The sequence below is a fragment of the Halovulum sp. GXIMD14793 genome, assembly GCF_054457435.1.
The window spans coordinates 42,654-58,232 of sequence record NZ_JBTLNE010000003.1 but is presented as its reverse complement, the minus strand read 5'-3'; the positions used below and the strand labels follow the sequence as shown (position 1 = coordinate 58,232).

Sequence of the window (15,579 nt, the reverse complement as noted above, 5' to 3'; positions counted from 1 at the left end):
GTTGGGGATGTTTGTGGCAATCCAATTGCTAGCACTCTATCGCGCAGGGTTGTTCGAATATCCGCTGGATGATGTCTATATCCACATGGCAATGGCGTCAGAGATGGCCCGCGGCGGTTATGGAATAAACTCCGGTGATCTGGCGTCCGCGGCGTCTTCTGCGCTTTATCCGCTGCTGCTGATGCCATTCCCTGATACCGAAGCTCAGCGACTATTACCTTTGCTTTGGAATGCTATCGCAGTGACGATATCTGGTCTGCTGCTGGCAGAGTGCCTGTTGCGGGCTGGTCTTCAGCAGATGCTAAATGGTGGTCGTGCGGTTCTGTTAGCCGCTTTTGCTGGGATTGCGCTGCATATCGGCGCCGTGGGCTTTACCGGTATGGAGAATGCGCTGCATACCACCGCATCATTGGCAATTGTTCTGGGCTGGATCAGGTTTCTGCAAGGCGATGGGATCGGCGCAGCGCTTGTACTGGGCTGTATTCTGGCCCCTGTGTTGCGGTTTGAAGGGTTGGCGCTGTCACTGGCCAGTGCTGGCGGGCTTGTGTTGTTGGGACAGATGCGGGCTGGGGTGCTGTTGATGTTTGCCGCTGCGATGCCGGTTGCAGGGTTTGTTTGGTTCTTGACGGCGCATGGGATTGGGCCGCTGCCGAATTCGGTCATGGCAAAGATGGACAATAACAATATACTGCAGCATTTCTGGGGAAATTTGCAGTGGATACCGGGAATGGTTTTGGCAGCCGTCTGTTTGCTGCTGGTATTACTGGTATTCCAATCAAACCGCAGTCATAAGGTATTTGCCCTTGTCATTGCAGCCTCTGCTATTGCGCATCTTCTGTTTGCTAAGTTTGGATGGGGCGCGCGATATGAAAACTATATTATCGCGGCAAGCATTGTCGGGTGTCTTTATCTTGCTACCCAAGCCGGTTCTGGTCTTCGAAAAGTGGCGTTTGTAGACTTTTTTGCTTGTGGGCTGGTGCTTTGCGTCGCCTACTTACCAAGTCTGACGGGGCGTGCCCAGTTTGCCAGCCAGGCGCAGCATTTGCAGCAAGCGCAGATGGCCCGTTTTGCGGATGAGCTTGGACTACCCGTGGCGGTCAACGATATCGGACGGGTCAGTTGGGCCAACCCGGTTTATGTGTTGGACCTCTGGGGCCTTGCGTCGCGTGAGGCGTTGCGTCTGCGAACCAGCGAGCCGGCACCGGGATGGGCAGATCTCCTGCTGCAGCACCATGATGTGCGCCTGATGATGATCTATGATGACTGGATGCCCGCACCGCCCGCGTCACAGGCAATTCGGATTGCAAAACTGCGGTTACTGACGCCCGGTGGGTATCAGGGGGGCAAGACTGTCAGCTTCTATGCGCTGCGTAAGGAAGATGTGCCGATGCTGAACCAAAAGCTACGCGATTTAGCAAACCAGCTGCCAACCGGTGCAGCCCTTGATTTAGTGAACACCCCTCAGACGGAGGACCCGGCATGAGTGATGCAAAGACCCGCTGGAATGAACTGGCGCAAAAGGAACTGAAGGGCCGTGACCCGGCCAGTCTGGTTTGGCAGACGCCGGAAGGGATCGCGGTGGAGCCGGTCTATCTGGGCAATGACACCAATATCCCGGGCGTTGAACCGTTCCGCCGTGGGCCGCGCGCCACGATGTATACTGGGCGGCCCTGGACGATCCGCCAGTATGCGGGGTTCTCGACGGCTGAGGAATCCAACGCGTTCTATCGCAAGGCGCTGGATGCGGGGCAGCAGGGCGTCTCGGTCGCCTTCGATCTGGCGACGCACCGGGGCTATGACAGTGACCACCCCCGGGTCGAGGGGGATGTCGGCAAGGCCGGGGTCGCGATTGATAGCGTTGAGGATATGAAAATCCTGTTCGATGGCATCCCGCTGGAAAAAATCTCCGTTTCCATGACCATGAACGGCGCGGTGATCCCGGTGCTGGCCAGCTTTATCGTAGCAGGAGAGGAGCAGGGCGTAGACCGTGCAGCCCTTTCGGGGACCATTCAGAACGACGTTCTGAAGGAGTTTATGGTCCGCAATACCTATATCTATCCGCCCGAAGCCTCGATGCGGATCGTCGCGGATATCATTGAATATACGGCAAAAGAAATGCCGAAATTCAACTCTATCTCGATCTCCGGCTATCACATGCAGGAGGCGGGGGCGACGCTGGTGCAGGAATTGGCCTTCACGCTGGCCGACGGCAAGGAATACGTCAAAGCGGCGTTGGACCGTGGCATGGATGTCGACCAATTTGCCGGGCGTCTGTCCTTCTTTTTCGCCATCGGAATGAACTTTTTCATGGAGGCCGCCAAGCTGCGCGCCGCGCGCGTTCTTTGGGCGCGGATCATGGATGAGTTTGGGGCGAAAGACCCGCGCTCAAAAATGCTGCGGACGCATTGCCAGACCTCCGGCGTCAGCTTGCAAGAGCAGGACCCGATGAACAATGTCGTGCGCACAGCCTATGAGGCGCTGGCCGCCGTGCTGGGTGGGACGCAGTCATTGCACACGAACTCTTTCGATGAAGCTATTGCTTTGCCTGCGGAAACCTCGGCCCGGATCGCGCGAAACACGCAGTTGATCTTGCAGCATGAAACCGGCGTGACCAAAACCGTCGACCCGCTTGCGGGCAGTTATTACGTCGAGGCTTTGACCGATGAACTGGCAGACGCCGCCTGGAAGATCATCGAAGAGGTCGACGCGATGGGCGGCATGACCAAGGCGGTGGGGTCCGGTATGCCAAAGCTGCGGATCGAGGAAGCAGCCGCGCAGAAGCAGGCGCGCATCGACCGGGGCGAAGAGGTGATCGTCGGGGTCAACAAATACCGTTTGGACAAGGAAGATCCGATCGACATTCTGGATGTGGACAATGTCGCAGTACGGGCCAGCCAGATTGAACGGCTGGAGCAGATCAAGGCCGGCCGGGATCAGGCGGTTTGTGATGCGGCCCTGCAAGCACTGGAAGAGGGCGCAAAAGCGGATGGCAACATGCTGGCGCTGGCTGTCGATGCCGCCCGCGCGCGTGCCACGGTTGGGGAGATTTCTATGGCAATGGAAAAGGCATTTGGTCGGCACAGGGCCGAGGTCAAAACCCTCGCCGGTGTCTATGGTGCGGCCTATGAGGGCGATGAAGGCTTTGCTGCGATCCAGAAGGACGTTGAGGCCTTTGAAACCGAACAAGGCCGCCGTCCGCGCATGCTGGTGGTCAAGATGGGGCAGGACGGGCACGACCGCGGGGCTAAGGTCATCGCCACAGCCTTTGCCGATATCGGCTTTGACGTTGATGTCGGCCCGTTGTTTCAGACCCCGGATGAGGCCGCTCAGGACGCGATCGACAATGATGTGCATGTGGTGGGGATTTCGTCTCAGGCGGCGGGGCACAAAACCCTGGCCCCGAAATTGATAGACGCGCTGAAGGCGCAAGGGGCTGAGGATATTCTGGTGATTTGCGGTGGCGTCATTCCGCAGCAGGACTACGACTTTCTGCGAACGGCGGGGGTCAAGGCGATCTTTGGGCCGGGCACCAACATCCCGGAGGCGGCAGCAGATATTCTGGAGCTGATCCGCGCGGCGAAGGCGTGATGAGTATCGGTACATCTTCGGTTAGCGTGGACAGCTTATGAAATCTCAGGACATTCCGGTTTTTGTAATTAATCTTGATCGTCGCACGGATCGGCTGGCAGCGGTGTCAGACATGTTGGACGAGATGGGTGTGTCCTGGACCCGGGTGTCTGCTGTCGATGCCAGCCAGATGTCTGACGAAGACCTGGCTGAGCAAATCCCGGCGGCTGATCCGATCGTGTTTGTCAGCAATGCCGCGAAAGGCTGCTTTCTGTCGCATATTTCGATCTGGAAACGGCTTGTGGACAGCGATCAGCTTGCGGCTGTCGTGGTAGAGGATGACGTCTGGCTTGATCCGGCCCTTGCCGCTATTGTGGCAAGGGCGGACTGGATCCCTGATTGGCTTGGCGTTCTTCAGATGGAGCGGTTCAGTACCCGGAAAAGCAAAAAACTTTTCAGCCGCAGATCATGGGGCGTTCCTGAATGTCCAAACAGGGTGCATCGTCTTTACTCCCGCTCAGGTGGGACCGGAACTTACCTCATTACCCGTGCCGCTGCACAGCGCGCACTGGACATCGCCGAAGATAGTAACTTTCCGGTCGATCATTTCCTGTTTAACGCCAGTATCTCGGACTTCGCATGGAGGACAGGTTTAGGCATGATGCAGCCCGCCATTGCAGAGCAAAGGCGGACCGAGTTTATCTCAGACATCCCGATGAAAGAACTTCGCAAGCAGCGCACACTGCGGTATCGCCTGCGCCGCGGCTGGTCAGAAATTCGCTTGCTTCCCTACCAGTTGTTTATGGCTTTATGCGGCAAAGCACGTCTGACCGAGCTGCGGGACACCAACTATATGCCTCGGGCTAAGACGGCACATCAGTCCGATGTGTAGCACACGTGACTTAGTCCGCCCGTGCGGCCTCCTGTACGTCAATTTCTTCCAGCCGGGCATCACGCGCCCGGCGCAGAAGGACATACCCAAGGATTGCCGAAAGGGTCGAGCCGAACAACACGCCAAGGCGCACATCTGCGGCCAGATCAGGCGAGTCAAAGCTCAGCCCGCCGATAAACAGCGACATGGTAAAGCCGATGCCTGCCAAACAGGCCAAACCATAGATATGAACCCAGCTGACCCCCTGCGGCAGCTTGGCAATGCCCAGCTTGACTGCCACCCAGGTAAAACCAAAGACACCGATCTGCTTGCCAAAGAACAGCCCTGCAGCGATGCCCAGCGGTACGGGTGCAAACAAATCCGCCAGCGACAGGCCAGTCAGCGCCAGACCGGCATTTGCAAAGGCAAAGATCGGCAGGATCAGGAAATTGACGTAAGGTGTCAGCGCATGCTCAAGCGAATGCAGTGGGGATTTGCCCCAGACATCCTTGAGCGGGATCAGAAACGCCGTCACAACACCGGCCAGTGTCGCATGGACACCGGATTTCAGCACCAGCACCCACAGCACAACGCCGAGTGCAAGGATTGGCGTTACCCTATGAACCCGGCGCAGGTTCAGGATCAGCATCAGGGTCAGCGGGATCAGGCCCGCCAGCAGGTACCCGGCTTTCAGTTCTGCGGTGTAAAACAGCGCAATAACAAGGATTGCGCCCATATCGTCCAGAATGGCGAGGGTCAGCAGAAACACTTTCAATGCCGGATGAACGCGGGGGCCAAGCAGGGCCAGTACACCAAGGGCAAAGGCGATATCGGTCGCCGCTGGGATGGCCCAACCGCCGATAGCCACCGGATCATCCCAATTGAACGCCGCATAGATAAGCGCCGGAACCGCCATGCCGCCGACGGCCGCCAGACCGGGCAGGATGACATCGCGCGGATTTTTAAGCTTACCTTCCAGCAACTCCTTTTTCAGCTCCAGCCCGATCAGGAAGAAAAAGATCGCCATCAGACCGTCATTGATCCACAGGATCAGCGGCTTTTGCAGCCCTTCGCCATTGATCAGGATCGACAGGGTCGAGTTCAGCGTCGCATCATACCAGCCCGCAAGCGGCGAATTATATACGATCAGGGCGGTGACTGCGGCGATCATCAGAATGATGCCACCTGCCGCTTCATGTTTGAAAAATGCCCTGATGATGCTCACCGTTATGCTCCCGCTATGCTGGTTGACGTTAGGGCCGAAATGGGGGGTATTGGCTTGGTTTCAACCTGCCACACCTGCGACCAATTGACCAAGGGAATATACTCATGACTGATCGCAAGGATGCGCCGAACGTCCGCTCTGCCCTGGATTACCATCGCTTGCCACGCCCCGGTAAGCTGGAGATCCGCGCAACCAAGCCGCTGGCCAATGGGCGCGATCTGGCGCGGGCCTATTCCCCCGGCGTGGCAGAGGCGTGTATTGAGATCAAGAACGACCCCGCAACGGTCGCAGATTATACGGCGCGCGGCAATCTGGTTGCGGTGGTCTCCAACGGATCGGCGGTGCTGGGGCTGGGCAATATCGGCGCGTTGGCCTCCAAACCGGTGATGGAAGGCAAGGCGGTTCTGTTCAAGAAATTCGCCAATGTCGATTGCTTTGATATTGAGATCGACGAGACCGATCCCGAAAAGCTGGCCGATATCATCACCACGCTGGAACCCAGTTTCGGTGCAATCAATCTTGAAGATATCAAGGCCCCCGATTGCTTTATCGTTGAAAAGCTGTGTCAGGAACGGATGAATATCCCTGTGTTCCATGATGATCAGCACGGGACGGCGATTGTTGTGGGCGCTGCGGCCACGAATGCGCTGCGCGTGGTCGGCAAGTCGTTTGACGATATCAAGATCGTCTCCACCGGCGGCGGGGCGGCAGGCATTGCCTGTCTGAACATGCTGCTGAAACTGGGGGTAAAGCGCGAAAACGTTTACCTGTGCGACATTGCCGGGCTGGTTCATGAGGGCCGAACCGAAGAGATGACGCCGCAAAAGGCAGACTACGCCCAACCTGGCGGGCCGCGCAGTCTGGACGATGTGATCGAAGGGGCCGACTTGTTCCTGGGCCTGTCTGGCCCGCGCGTGCTGACACCTGAAATGGTGGCAAAAATGACCGATAAGCCGATCATTTTTGCATTGGCCAATCCGACGCCGGAGATCCTTCCCGAGGAGGTGCGAAGCGTCGCGCCTGACGCGATCATCGCCACCGGGCGCTCGGATTACCCCAATCAGGTCAACAATGTCTTGTGCTTTCCTTTCATCTTTCGCGGGGCGCTGGATGTCGGCGCGACCCAGATCAATGATGCCATGCAGATCGCTTGTGTGGAGGGGATTGCCGCGCTGGCCCGGGCATCCTCTAGCGCAGAGGCGGCCGCGGCCTATCGTGGTGAGAAAATGGTGTTCGGGGCAGAGTATCTGATCCCCAAACCTTTTGACCCGCGCCTGTTGGCCGTGGTGGCCAGCGCGGTGGCTAAGGCGGCAACCGACAGCGGTGTGGCGGCCCGCCCGCTTGCGGATGTGGAGGCGTATAAGCAGCATCTTGATACCTCAGTCTTCCGCTCGGCCCTGATTATGCGGCGGGTGTTTGATGCGGCGCGTTCCGCCACCCGGCGCGTCATCTTTGCTGAGGGCGAGGATGAGCGTGTTCTGCGTGCCGCCCATGCCATGATCGACGAAAGTGTCGACACCCCGATCCTGATTGGCCGACCCGACGTGGTAGAGGCCCGGCTGGAGCGGACGGGTTTGCCGATCCGGCCCGGTAAGGACTTCGATCTTGTGAACCCCGAAAACGACCCGCGCTACCGGGATTACTGGGAAACCTATCACCGCCTGATGGAACGCCGCGGCGTGACGCCGGATTTGGCCCGTGCCATCCTGCGTACCAATACCACGGCAATTGCGGCTGTGGCGGTGCATCGCGGTGATGCCGATAGTCTGGTCTGCGGAACATTCGGGCAGTATCTCTGGCATCTTAACTACGTGCAGCATGTGCTGGGCAGTGACACCCTGCATCCCGTTGGTGCGCTCAGCCTGATGATACAGGAAACCGGGCCGCTCTTTATCGCGGACACCCAGGTCCATCCCGACCCGACACCGGAACAACTGGCCGAGACAGTTTGCGCGACAGCCCGCCATATCCGCCGCTTTGGGCTGGAGCCGAATATCGCGCTGTGTTCGCACTCCCAATTCGGGAACCTTAACACCGAAAGCGCGCAGCGGATGCGTGCGGCCATGGCCATTCTCGACAGTGAGCCGCGCGATTTCTCCTATGAAGGAGAGATGCATTCCGACGCCGCCCTCGACCCCGAATTGCGTGCCCGCATCTTCCCCAACTCTCGCATGCAGGGGGCGGCCAATGCATTGGTCTTCGCCAATGTTGATGCCGCTTCGGGCGTGCGCAACATCCTGCGCATGCTGGCCAACGGGCTGGAGGTTGGGCCGATCCTGATGGGCATGGGCAACACCGCCCATATCGTCACGCCATCTATTACGGCGCGGGGGTTGCTGAATATCGCGGCATTGGCCGGAACACCGGTGGCTGAATATGGATGATCTGGCGGGCCTGAGGGAAAAGATAAAGGCGGGGTTCCCCAGCCCGTTGTTTCAAAGCTTCCCGGTGGGCGATCTGCTAACGCGGTACCAGCGCGGAGAACATCAGGCCGTTTGGCAGTTCATACGTGAGCTTCCAGCGCAAAGCGACGATCTGGCACAAGAGGTTGCAGCCGTTGCGACCGAAACCATGCGCCGTGCGGGTCATAACCTTGATCTCATTTCTGAGCGGCTTGATGCGATCGGCTGGCACCCTCTGATGGGGGAATTACGACCGCAACCAGGCCCAAAAGATCACAGCGTTATTCAGGCTATTGAAAGCATCGCAGGGTGTCCGGTTCCAGCATCCCTTCTGGCCTTCTGGCGCGTGGTTGGCGGGGTTGATTTTGTTTGGAGCTATAAACTTCAGGAAACGAAGCCCGACCTTGGTCTTGATGCATCTACAGGATATCTGGACGCGCTGTTCCTAAGCCCGGCGCGCGATCTTGAGTGGAGTTTGGAGGGGTGGAAAGACCTTGAGCGTTTGAGGGATGTTCTAGCGGAAGAAGACAGCATATACCCCCCTTATGATATTGAGCTTTCTATGGATTACTATCACAAGGAAGATGTCAGTGGTGGCGCCGGGTACACGATTTTTCTGCCGCAGTGGAATGCTGATCCTGTTCTTGCCTTTGCGCCGATAGAGATGCCCTTCACAGAGTATCTGCGCTTTGCCTGTCGCTGGGCAGGCTTTCCGGGCTTGGCCAAACACCCTGATGCCACCGGCGTTTCGCAGCTTGTTGCCACACTCGGTGCAGGGATGGAGCCGTTTTGACGCCATGATCCGCTTGCTCGCTCATATCATCATCATCGCCGCCCTGACCATCACGACGCAGGTCGGCGGGATTGCCTGGCTGGCGGCGGTCGTGACGCAGCGCGGGCTGGTGCGGCGAGTGGGGACGTTTATGGTCGCTTATGCCGCGCTTTGGGTTGGGGCAAGCTGGAACGCACCGGCCTTCGGGCGGCAGGCTCTGCCATGCTTTGTCGGGCAGGAGGCGGTGCTGAAGGTCAAGCCGATCTATTGCTTGCTCAACCGGCATTATGCGACGCCAGAGGCCGCCGCCGTGGCGCAAGAATTGGCCGCGCATCTGGATCAGGTCTTTCCGGGCACGCGCACTGTTGTTCTGGACGCTAATTTCCCATTCCTGGATGGGTTTCCCCTGTTGCCGCATCTCAGCCATGACGATGGTCGAAAGGTGGATTTGGCGTTTTTCTATCGGGATGAGGGGGGATATCTTCGGGATGTGACGCGGTCTCCGCTTGGGTATTTTGCCTTTGATAGCGAGGGGGTGGACTGCCCGCCGGTTGCTGTGACGATGCGCTGGGACCTGGCTTGGCTCCAACCGCTTTTCCGGCAGGACCTGACCCTTGATGCGCCGCGCAATGCCGAGGCGGTGCGCTGGCTGACGGAGAGCCCGCATGTCGAAGCTGTTCGTAGAGCCGCCTTTGGCAGAGGCCTGGGGCGTTGCGGGACCGCGCCTGCGGTTTCAGGGCTGCCGGGCAGCGCGGCATGACGACCACATACATTTTCAGGTGCCACCGGCGATCTGACAAAAACGAAAGGGAGAGACATGGGATACAAAGAAGAATACGCCGCCTGGAAAGCCGATCCCGAAGGTTTCTGGATGCAGGCGGCCGAGGCGCTCGACTGGGTGAAAAAGCCGACCCGTGCGCTGGATGACAGCCGCGCGCCGATCTATGCGTGGTATCCCGACGGTCAGATGAACACCTGCTATAACGCTGTGGACCGGCATGTCGCCGCCGGGCGCGGGGATCAGGCCGCGCTGATCTATGACAGCCCCATCACCGATCACAAACGCACCACCACCTATGCCGAGTTAAAGGATCAGGTCGCCACGCTGGCCGGGGCGCTGGCCGCGCGCGGCGTCACCAAGGGTGACCGGGTGATCATCTATATGCCGATGGTGCCCGAGGCGATTGTCGCGATGTTGGCCTGTGCGCGGATCGGAGCGGTGCACTCGGTTGTGTTCGGCGGTTTTGCCGCGCATGAGCTGGCCGTGCGGATTGATGATGCGACGCCCAAGGCGATTATCGCCGCCTCCTGCGGGGTGGAGCCGGGGCGGATCGTTGAATACAAACCACTGCTGGATGATGCGATTGACCAGTCGCACCACAATCCCGATTTCTGCGTTATCCTGCAACGGCCTGAGGAACAGGCCACATTGATCGACGTCCGTGATCATGAGTGGCACGCATTTCACGAGGGTGCGGAACCTGCAGATTGCGTTCCGGTCGGCGGTAATGATCCGCTTTACATCCTTTATACCTCTGGCACCACGGGCCAGCCCAAGGGCGTCGTGCGGCCCAATGCGGGCCATGCCGTGGCGATGAAATGGACCATGGACAACATCTATGACATTCAACCCGGAGAGGTGTTCTGGGCCGCCTCCGACGTTGGCTGGGTCGTAGGGCATTCCTATATCTGCTATGCGCCGCTGATCCAGGGGGCGACCTCTATCGTGTTTGAGGGCAAGCCAGTGGGCACGCCGGATGCCGGGACCTTCTGGCGCGTGATTTCCGAGCATAACGTCAAGGCGTTGTTCACTGCCCCAACCGCGTTCCGGGCGATCAAACGGGTTGATCCGGCGGGGGAGTTCATTGGTCAATATGACCTCAGTTGCCTGAAAACGCTGTTCCTTGCAGGCGAACGGGCAGACCCCGACACCATTGAATGGGCGAAGCAGAAATTTGGCGTGCCGGTGATCGACCACTGGTGGCAGACCGAAACCGGATACACGATTGTCGGCAATCCGGTGGGGTTGGAGTTGCTGCCGGTCAAGGTCGGCTCGCCAACCGTGCCGATGCCGGGCTACGAGGTTGTGGCGCTGGACGAAGACGGGCATCCGATGCCAGCGGGAAAGCTTGGCACGATTGCGATAAAGCTGCCGCTGCCGCCGGGTACGCTATCGACGCTTTGGCAGGCCGAGGACCGGTTCCGCAAATCCTATCTGACAACCTTTCCGGGCTACTACGAAACCGGGGATGCGGGGATCATTGATGATGATGGCTATGTCTACATCATGGCGCGCACGGATGACGTGATCAACGTCGCCGGTCACCGTCTGTCCACCGGTGCGATGGAGGCGGTTCTGGCCACCCTGCCGGATGTTGCCGAATGCGCTGTGATCGGGGTGACGGATGAGTTGAAAGGCCAGTTGCCAATGGGCTTTCTGTGCATCAGCCATGGGGTGACGCGCCCGCATGAGGATATTGTGAAAGAGGCGATCGCCGAGGTGCGTGAACAGATCGGACCGGTTGCGGCGTTCAAGCTCGCCGTGGTGGTGGATCGCTTACCTAAGACCCGCTCGGGCAAGATCCTGCGCGCGACAATGGTCAAGATTGCGGATGGTGAAGAGTTCAAAATGCCCGCAACTATAGACGATCCGACGATCCTTGATGAGATCCGCGCGGCCATGCAACCGCTGGGATATGGTAAGAACTGATGGCGCGCCGGGCCGTTGCGCTGGTGGCACTGGTCGTGCCAGACTATGATCCGGCGATTGCATTCTATTGCGGCGCGCTGGGCTTTGACCTGATCGAGGATACACCGCAACCGGGCAAGCGCTGGGTTGTGGTTGCGCCGCCAGGCGGGCAGGGGACGGCCCTGTTGCTGGCGCGCGCGGTGGATGAAAAGCAGCGCGCCGCCATCGGGGCGCAGACTGGTGGGCGGGTCGGCTTCTTTCTTGAGACGGATGACTTTGATCGCGACCATGCCGCAATGCAGGCTGAGGGGGTGCTTTTCGAAGAAGCGCCGCGAACCGAAAGCTATGGCAAGGTTGCGGTGTTTCAGGACCCGTTCGGCAATCGCTGGGATCTGCTACAGCGGTCTGAATAAATACGCCGCTCCGGCACCCCGACTACCGTTTGGCATCACATAAGGCGGGTCGTTTCAGCGCGAGCTTTGCAAAAGCGTTAGTTTGACAGCCAGACCTCAACGCGGCGGTTTACGGCGCGGCCCAGGGCTTGCTGATTGCAGGCCATCGGGGCCAGTTCGCTCATACCCAGTTCAACGATATCCAGCCGTTCGGTGACACCGCTGGTGTCAGCCTGACGCAGAATATCCGCGATGGTCGAGGCGCGGCGCTGGGATTGCAGCAGATTGCCGGAATAGCCGCCGACATTGTCAGAGAACCCGACCAGCATGAGACGCCCAGTCGCGTTCTCTGCCTCAAGATAGTCCAGCAAGTCACGCACAGCCGTGCGCGAGACATCATCAAGCCGCAACGACGTGCTGCGGAAGCGGAAGACTGTCGACAGACGTTCGGTGCCGCGCATCAGATCAATCAGGCTGCGCATCTGGGTGCGGGCATTCGTCTCGCGAAGTGTGTCGATACCGTTCTCTAACGCCTCAGCACGGTCCGCCTGCGATGCGCGCAGAATGTCCACGGGGACAAGACCCGCGGCTTTGATCGGTGCGCGCGCCGCCTCTGTGCCGGTAAAATCGAAAAACGCTTTGGCCAGTTCGCCGGCGTTTGATGACAGGCCAAGCCCGATGCTGCGGCTGATCGGATATTCGCCGGTCTGCACCGCGATCGGATCGGGCTGCCACTGCAGGCCGCAGCTTTCGCGAACCGGCAACAGCTTGGTGCCCGGGAAGCTGCCGGTGGGGATGACGGCAAGCGCGGTCGGGTCCCTTGTCAGGGCGCTGAGCAGGCTATCGGTATCGGCAAATGTCTGGTGAGCATTGTCCGCGACCCCGGTATCGCCTTCCAGCGCCAGCAGCACGACCTCGGAATCGTCGTCGCCCAGCAGGCTCCAGTCCCGCAAACGGCCGCTCAGCACATCGCGCAGATCGGTCAGGTTGATGGCATCCAGCGAATTTTCGGGTGCGACCACCGCCACATGCGACTGATATCCCAGCAGCCGATGCGTCGTTCGACGATTCTGTGCCGCAGCGGTGGGGTCGCCGGTCAGGATCAAATCTGCGCTGGCCTTTTCGCCCACTAGAGCAATCAGATCGCCGTTGTCCAACTGGAAATTCTTGCCGACCGCACTGATTTCCGCATCTCTAGAACGGGCAAAGGCAATCAGCAGCGGCGAGACGATATTACGATCCGACGGAGAGGCGAGCGCGATGCGCAAGGCCGCACCAAGGTCGGGATCTGGTGCGTCGCTGGCGCCACCAAGGACGGTGCGCGTTCCGGTGTTCTGCGCCGTTGGCAGGTTGGGGGCGTCGGCGGCCGGATCACCTTCGGGGCGGCTAAGCAGCGGGCCGCGCCCTGCCTCGGTTTCTTTTACACCGTCAAAGCCGGGGGCGCTGGCATCTGTCAGCCGGGGCAGGTCTGTGGCGACATCTTGGACAGGTGTCTTCGTGCCCGGCTGCTCCGCAGGCAGGGTGCCGCTGTCGGCGCGGTCTTTTGGCAGGGTGGCGCCGCCGGGTGTCGTGGCATTCGCTGTGCTGTCTCCCTGATAGGCGCGCAGCGCGGCCAGCACTGCCTCGGACACCTCGCTTTCGGGCACCGTGACCTCACGCGGGCAGCCGGGACCATCGCAGGTGGCACCAAGGGCAGGGATATTCAGGCGGCCGACCCCGGTTTCGATGCCGTAAACCTGATCTTCAAACGAAACCAATGTACCGCCGATCTGAAATGTCGCGTCGGCATCAGCCACTGAGACCTGTTCGCCGATTTTTGCGTCAGCCAAAATGGTGACCATCGGAATTTGCGGGCAGTCTTCGCCCTCGCAATTCACGTCGCTGCGGTTCAGGCGCAGCTGCCCTGCGGCGGTTTGCAGGGTAAAGGTCTCGTCGGTGACTTCGATAAGCTCACCGCTGAGCGATACTTTGCCGTCGAGCGAGCGCAGTGCCACCTCTGCCAAGGCTTGCGGATCGGGTCCGAACAGAATCAAGAGGCCTGCGGCAAATCCTGTAATCGGAACGAAAGATCGCATGCGCTGAACCCTCTTGGTCATTGTCATCCACTCAATACGCGGCCGTCTTCGAGACAAGTTTCGGTTTCCATGGGTAACCCGGTTGCTGCCCTTCGGGCAATCCGGTGAACTTCACAAATTTGGATTCAACAGACGGAACACGTCCTTTCCGTGGCAAAATTCCGACAATTCGACGTTGAACACTCAGCACTTTTCCGGCAGTTTGCGCCAAAAGCAAAAGGAGCAGTCGGCATGCCTGAGCGATCGGAAGTCCCGCACACCAAGTATAAACGGGTTCTTCTGAAAATTTCGGGCGAAGCTTTGATGGGATCGCAGGGATTTGGGCTGCATCCTCCGACTGTTGAGCGAATCGCTTCCGAGATAAAAAGCGTCGTTGATATGGGGGTCGAGGTCTGCATGGTCATCGGCGGTGGCAACATTTTTCGCGGATTGCAGGGCAGTGCGCAGGGGATGGAGCGGACCACCGCTGATTACATGGGGATGCTGGCCACAGTGATGAATGCGCTGGGTATGCAGTCTGCACTGGAAGGGCTGGGTGTCTTTACCCGCGTGATCTCGGCCATCCCGATGGATCAGGTTTGCGAGCCCTATATCCGCCGCCGCGCGGTCCGCCACCTTGAGAAAGGGCGCGTTTGCATTTTTGCAGCAGGCACCGGAAATCCTTATTTTACAACGGATACAGCAGCTACGTTGCGGGCCTCGGAAATGTCTTGTGAGGCAATTTTCAAGGGAACGCAGGTGGATGGGGTGTATGACAGCGACCCCAAGACCAACCCGGATGCGCTTCGCTATGAGCGGATCAGCTATGATGAGGTGCTGCAAAAGAACCTGCGCGTCATGGATGCGTCCGCCATCGCGCTGGCGCGCGAGAATGATCTGCCGATCATCGTTTTCTCGCTGGATGAGCCCAAAGGCATGGCCGGGGTGATCCAGGGCAGGGGCAAATATACAATCGTGGAAAAATCTGCTGCTTGAGCTATGCTTGGGCAATTGTTGGAGGATGAGATGTCCGTAGAAGACATTGATGTAGCTGCGCTGGAAAAGCGTATGTATGGCGCGCTTAATGCGCTGAAGACAGAATTTGCGTCGCTGCGCACCGGGCGTGCGTCGGCGTCTATGCTGGATCCGGTGATGGTAGATGCTTATGGCTCGGCCATGCCGCTGAACCAATGTGCGACCATCAACGTGCCGGAACCGCGTATGGTCTTGGTGAACGTTTGGGACAAGGGTCTGGTCAACGCCGTGGACAAGGCGATTCGCAATTCTGGTCTCGGGATCAACCCGCAAATGGACGGCACCATACTGCGGTTGCCGATCCCCGACCTGAACGAGGAACGCCGCCGTGAACTGGGTAAGGTAGCCGGACAATATGCCGAAACGGCCCGCATCGCCATTCGAAATGTGCGCCGTGATGGCATGGACCAGTTGAAAAAGGCCAAAACCGACGGTATGGGCGAGGATGACCAGAAGATCTGGGAAGACGAGATCCAGGAACTGACCGACCGCATGATTAAGCGGGTTGATGAGGCACTTGAAACCAAGCAAGCCGAAATCATGCAGGTCTGAACAAGGTCCCCAAAGCATTC

At 59.0% G+C, this 15,579-nt stretch carries 12 protein-coding genes; 10 read left to right on the top strand and 2 right to left on the bottom strand.

The features are described from left to right. The first annotated feature begins 7 nt into the window (after positions 1-7). Genes ACW9UQ_RS00820 through ACW9UQ_RS00810 form a run of 3 tightly spaced genes read left to right on the top strand, consistent with a single transcriptional unit; the run spans position 8 to position 4,459 of the window. Positions 8-1,483, top strand: a complete 1,476-nt coding sequence (locus tag ACW9UQ_RS00820; protein ID WP_458929089.1) for a hypothetical protein — start codon at positions 8-10, stop codon at positions 1,481-1,483. After that, complete coding sequence (scpA, locus tag ACW9UQ_RS00815; protein ID WP_458929088.1) at positions 1,480-3,588, top strand: methylmalonyl-CoA mutase; 2,109 nt, start codon at positions 1,480-1,482, stop codon at positions 3,586-3,588. Before ACW9UQ_RS00820 ends, scpA begins: the two co-directional genes overlap by 4 nt. A 37-nt stretch (positions 3,589-3,625) precedes the next feature. Then, positions 3,626-4,459 carry a glycosyltransferase family 25 protein gene (locus ACW9UQ_RS00810; protein ID WP_458929087.1) on the top strand — a complete coding sequence of 278 codons (834 nt, stop codon included), beginning with the start codon at positions 3,626-3,628 and terminating at the stop codon, positions 4,457-4,459. A gap of 10 nt (positions 4,460-4,469) precedes the next feature. Here the strand turns inward: ACW9UQ_RS00810 and nhaA are convergent, their stop codons facing one another. Then, positions 4,470-5,669 carry a Na+/H+ antiporter NhaA gene (nhaA, locus tag ACW9UQ_RS00805; RefSeq protein WP_458929143.1) on the bottom strand — a complete coding sequence of 400 codons (1,200 nt, stop codon included), beginning with the start codon at positions 5,667-5,669 and terminating at the stop codon, positions 4,470-4,472. Positions 5,670-5,767: 98 nt separating this feature from the next. Between nhaA and ACW9UQ_RS00800 the strand changes: the two genes are divergently transcribed. From ACW9UQ_RS00800 to ACW9UQ_RS00780, 5 genes are read left to right on the top strand one after another with little or no spacing between them, the layout of a single operon-like run. After that, on the top strand, positions 5,768-8,047 hold the full coding sequence (locus tag ACW9UQ_RS00800; RefSeq protein ID WP_458929086.1) for an NADP-dependent malic enzyme: 2,280 nt from the start codon (positions 5,768-5,770) through the stop codon (positions 8,045-8,047). Continuing rightward, positions 8,040-8,858, top strand: a complete 819-nt coding sequence (locus ACW9UQ_RS00795) for an SMI1/KNR4 family protein (RefSeq protein ID WP_458929085.1) — start codon at positions 8,040-8,042, stop codon at positions 8,856-8,858. The genes ACW9UQ_RS00800 and ACW9UQ_RS00795 overlap by 8 nt, the downstream gene beginning before the upstream one ends. A 4-nt stretch (positions 8,859-8,862) precedes the next feature. After that, positions 8,863-9,597 carry a hypothetical protein gene (locus tag ACW9UQ_RS00790; RefSeq protein WP_458929084.1) on the top strand — a complete coding sequence of 245 codons (735 nt, stop codon included), beginning with the start codon at positions 8,863-8,865 and terminating at the stop codon, positions 9,595-9,597. 57 nt (positions 9,598-9,654) lie between these two features. Next, entirely contained in the window at positions 9,655-11,547 is a 1,893-nt protein-coding gene (locus ACW9UQ_RS00785; protein WP_458929083.1) for a propionyl-CoA synthetase, read from the top strand. Then, entirely contained in the window at positions 11,547-11,939 is a 393-nt protein-coding gene (locus ACW9UQ_RS00780) for a VOC family protein (RefSeq protein ID WP_458929082.1), read from the top strand. The genes ACW9UQ_RS00785 and ACW9UQ_RS00780 overlap by 1 nt, the downstream gene beginning before the upstream one ends. A gap of 77 nt (positions 11,940-12,016) precedes the next feature. Here ACW9UQ_RS00780 and ACW9UQ_RS00775 read toward each other — a convergent pair whose 3' ends face one another. Further along, a complete protein-coding gene (locus tag ACW9UQ_RS00775) occupies positions 12,017-13,993 on the bottom strand; it encodes an OmpA family protein (RefSeq protein WP_458929081.1) in 1,977 nt (658 codons plus the stop codon). Positions 13,994-14,224: 231 nt separating this feature from the next. On the opposite strand from ACW9UQ_RS00775, the gene pyrH reads away from it, so the two are divergent. Further along, complete coding sequence (gene pyrH, locus ACW9UQ_RS00770; protein WP_458929080.1) at positions 14,225-14,968, top strand: UMP kinase; 744 nt, start codon at positions 14,225-14,227, stop codon at positions 14,966-14,968. A 30-nt stretch (positions 14,969-14,998) separates the two neighbouring features. Continuing rightward, complete coding sequence (gene frr / locus ACW9UQ_RS00765; protein WP_458929079.1) at positions 14,999-15,559, top strand: ribosome recycling factor; 561 nt, start codon at positions 14,999-15,001, stop codon at positions 15,557-15,559. Positions 15,560-15,579: the final 20 nt, after the last annotated feature.

What these genes read in the sequence shown, in the direction of transcription:
- ACW9UQ_RS00820 (WP_458929089.1), top strand. Translation starts at nt 8, where the DNA reads ATGTTTGTGGCAATCCAATTGCTAGCACTCTATCGCGCAGGGTTGTTC.
- scpA (WP_458929088.1), top strand. Translation starts at nt 1,480, where the DNA reads ATGAGTGATGCAAAGACCCGCTGGAATGAACTGGCGCAAAAGGAACTG.
- ACW9UQ_RS00810 (WP_458929087.1), top strand. Translation starts at nt 3,626, where the DNA reads ATGAAATCTCAGGACATTCCGGTTTTTGTAATTAATCTTGATCGTCGC.
- ACW9UQ_RS00800 (WP_458929086.1), top strand. Translation starts at nt 5,768, where the DNA reads ATGACTGATCGCAAGGATGCGCCGAACGTCCGCTCTGCCCTGGATTAC.
- ACW9UQ_RS00795 (WP_458929085.1), top strand. Translation starts at nt 8,040, where the DNA reads ATGGATGATCTGGCGGGCCTGAGGGAAAAGATAAAGGCGGGGTTCCCC.
- ACW9UQ_RS00790 (WP_458929084.1), top strand. Translation starts at nt 8,863, where the DNA reads ATGATCCGCTTGCTCGCTCATATCATCATCATCGCCGCCCTGACCATC.
- ACW9UQ_RS00785 (WP_458929083.1), top strand. Translation starts at nt 9,655, where the DNA reads ATGGGATACAAAGAAGAATACGCCGCCTGGAAAGCCGATCCCGAAGGT.
- ACW9UQ_RS00780 (WP_458929082.1), top strand. Translation starts at nt 11,547, where the DNA reads ATGGCGCGCCGGGCCGTTGCGCTGGTGGCACTGGTCGTGCCAGACTAT.
- ACW9UQ_RS00775 (WP_458929081.1), bottom strand. Translation starts at nt 13,993, where the DNA reads ATGCGATCTTTCGTTCCGATTACAGGATTTGCCGCAGGCCTCTTGATT.
- pyrH (WP_458929080.1), top strand. Translation starts at nt 14,225, where the DNA reads ATGCCTGAGCGATCGGAAGTCCCGCACACCAAGTATAAACGGGTTCTT.
- frr (WP_458929079.1), top strand. Translation starts at nt 14,999, where the DNA reads ATGTCCGTAGAAGACATTGATGTAGCTGCGCTGGAAAAGCGTATGTAT.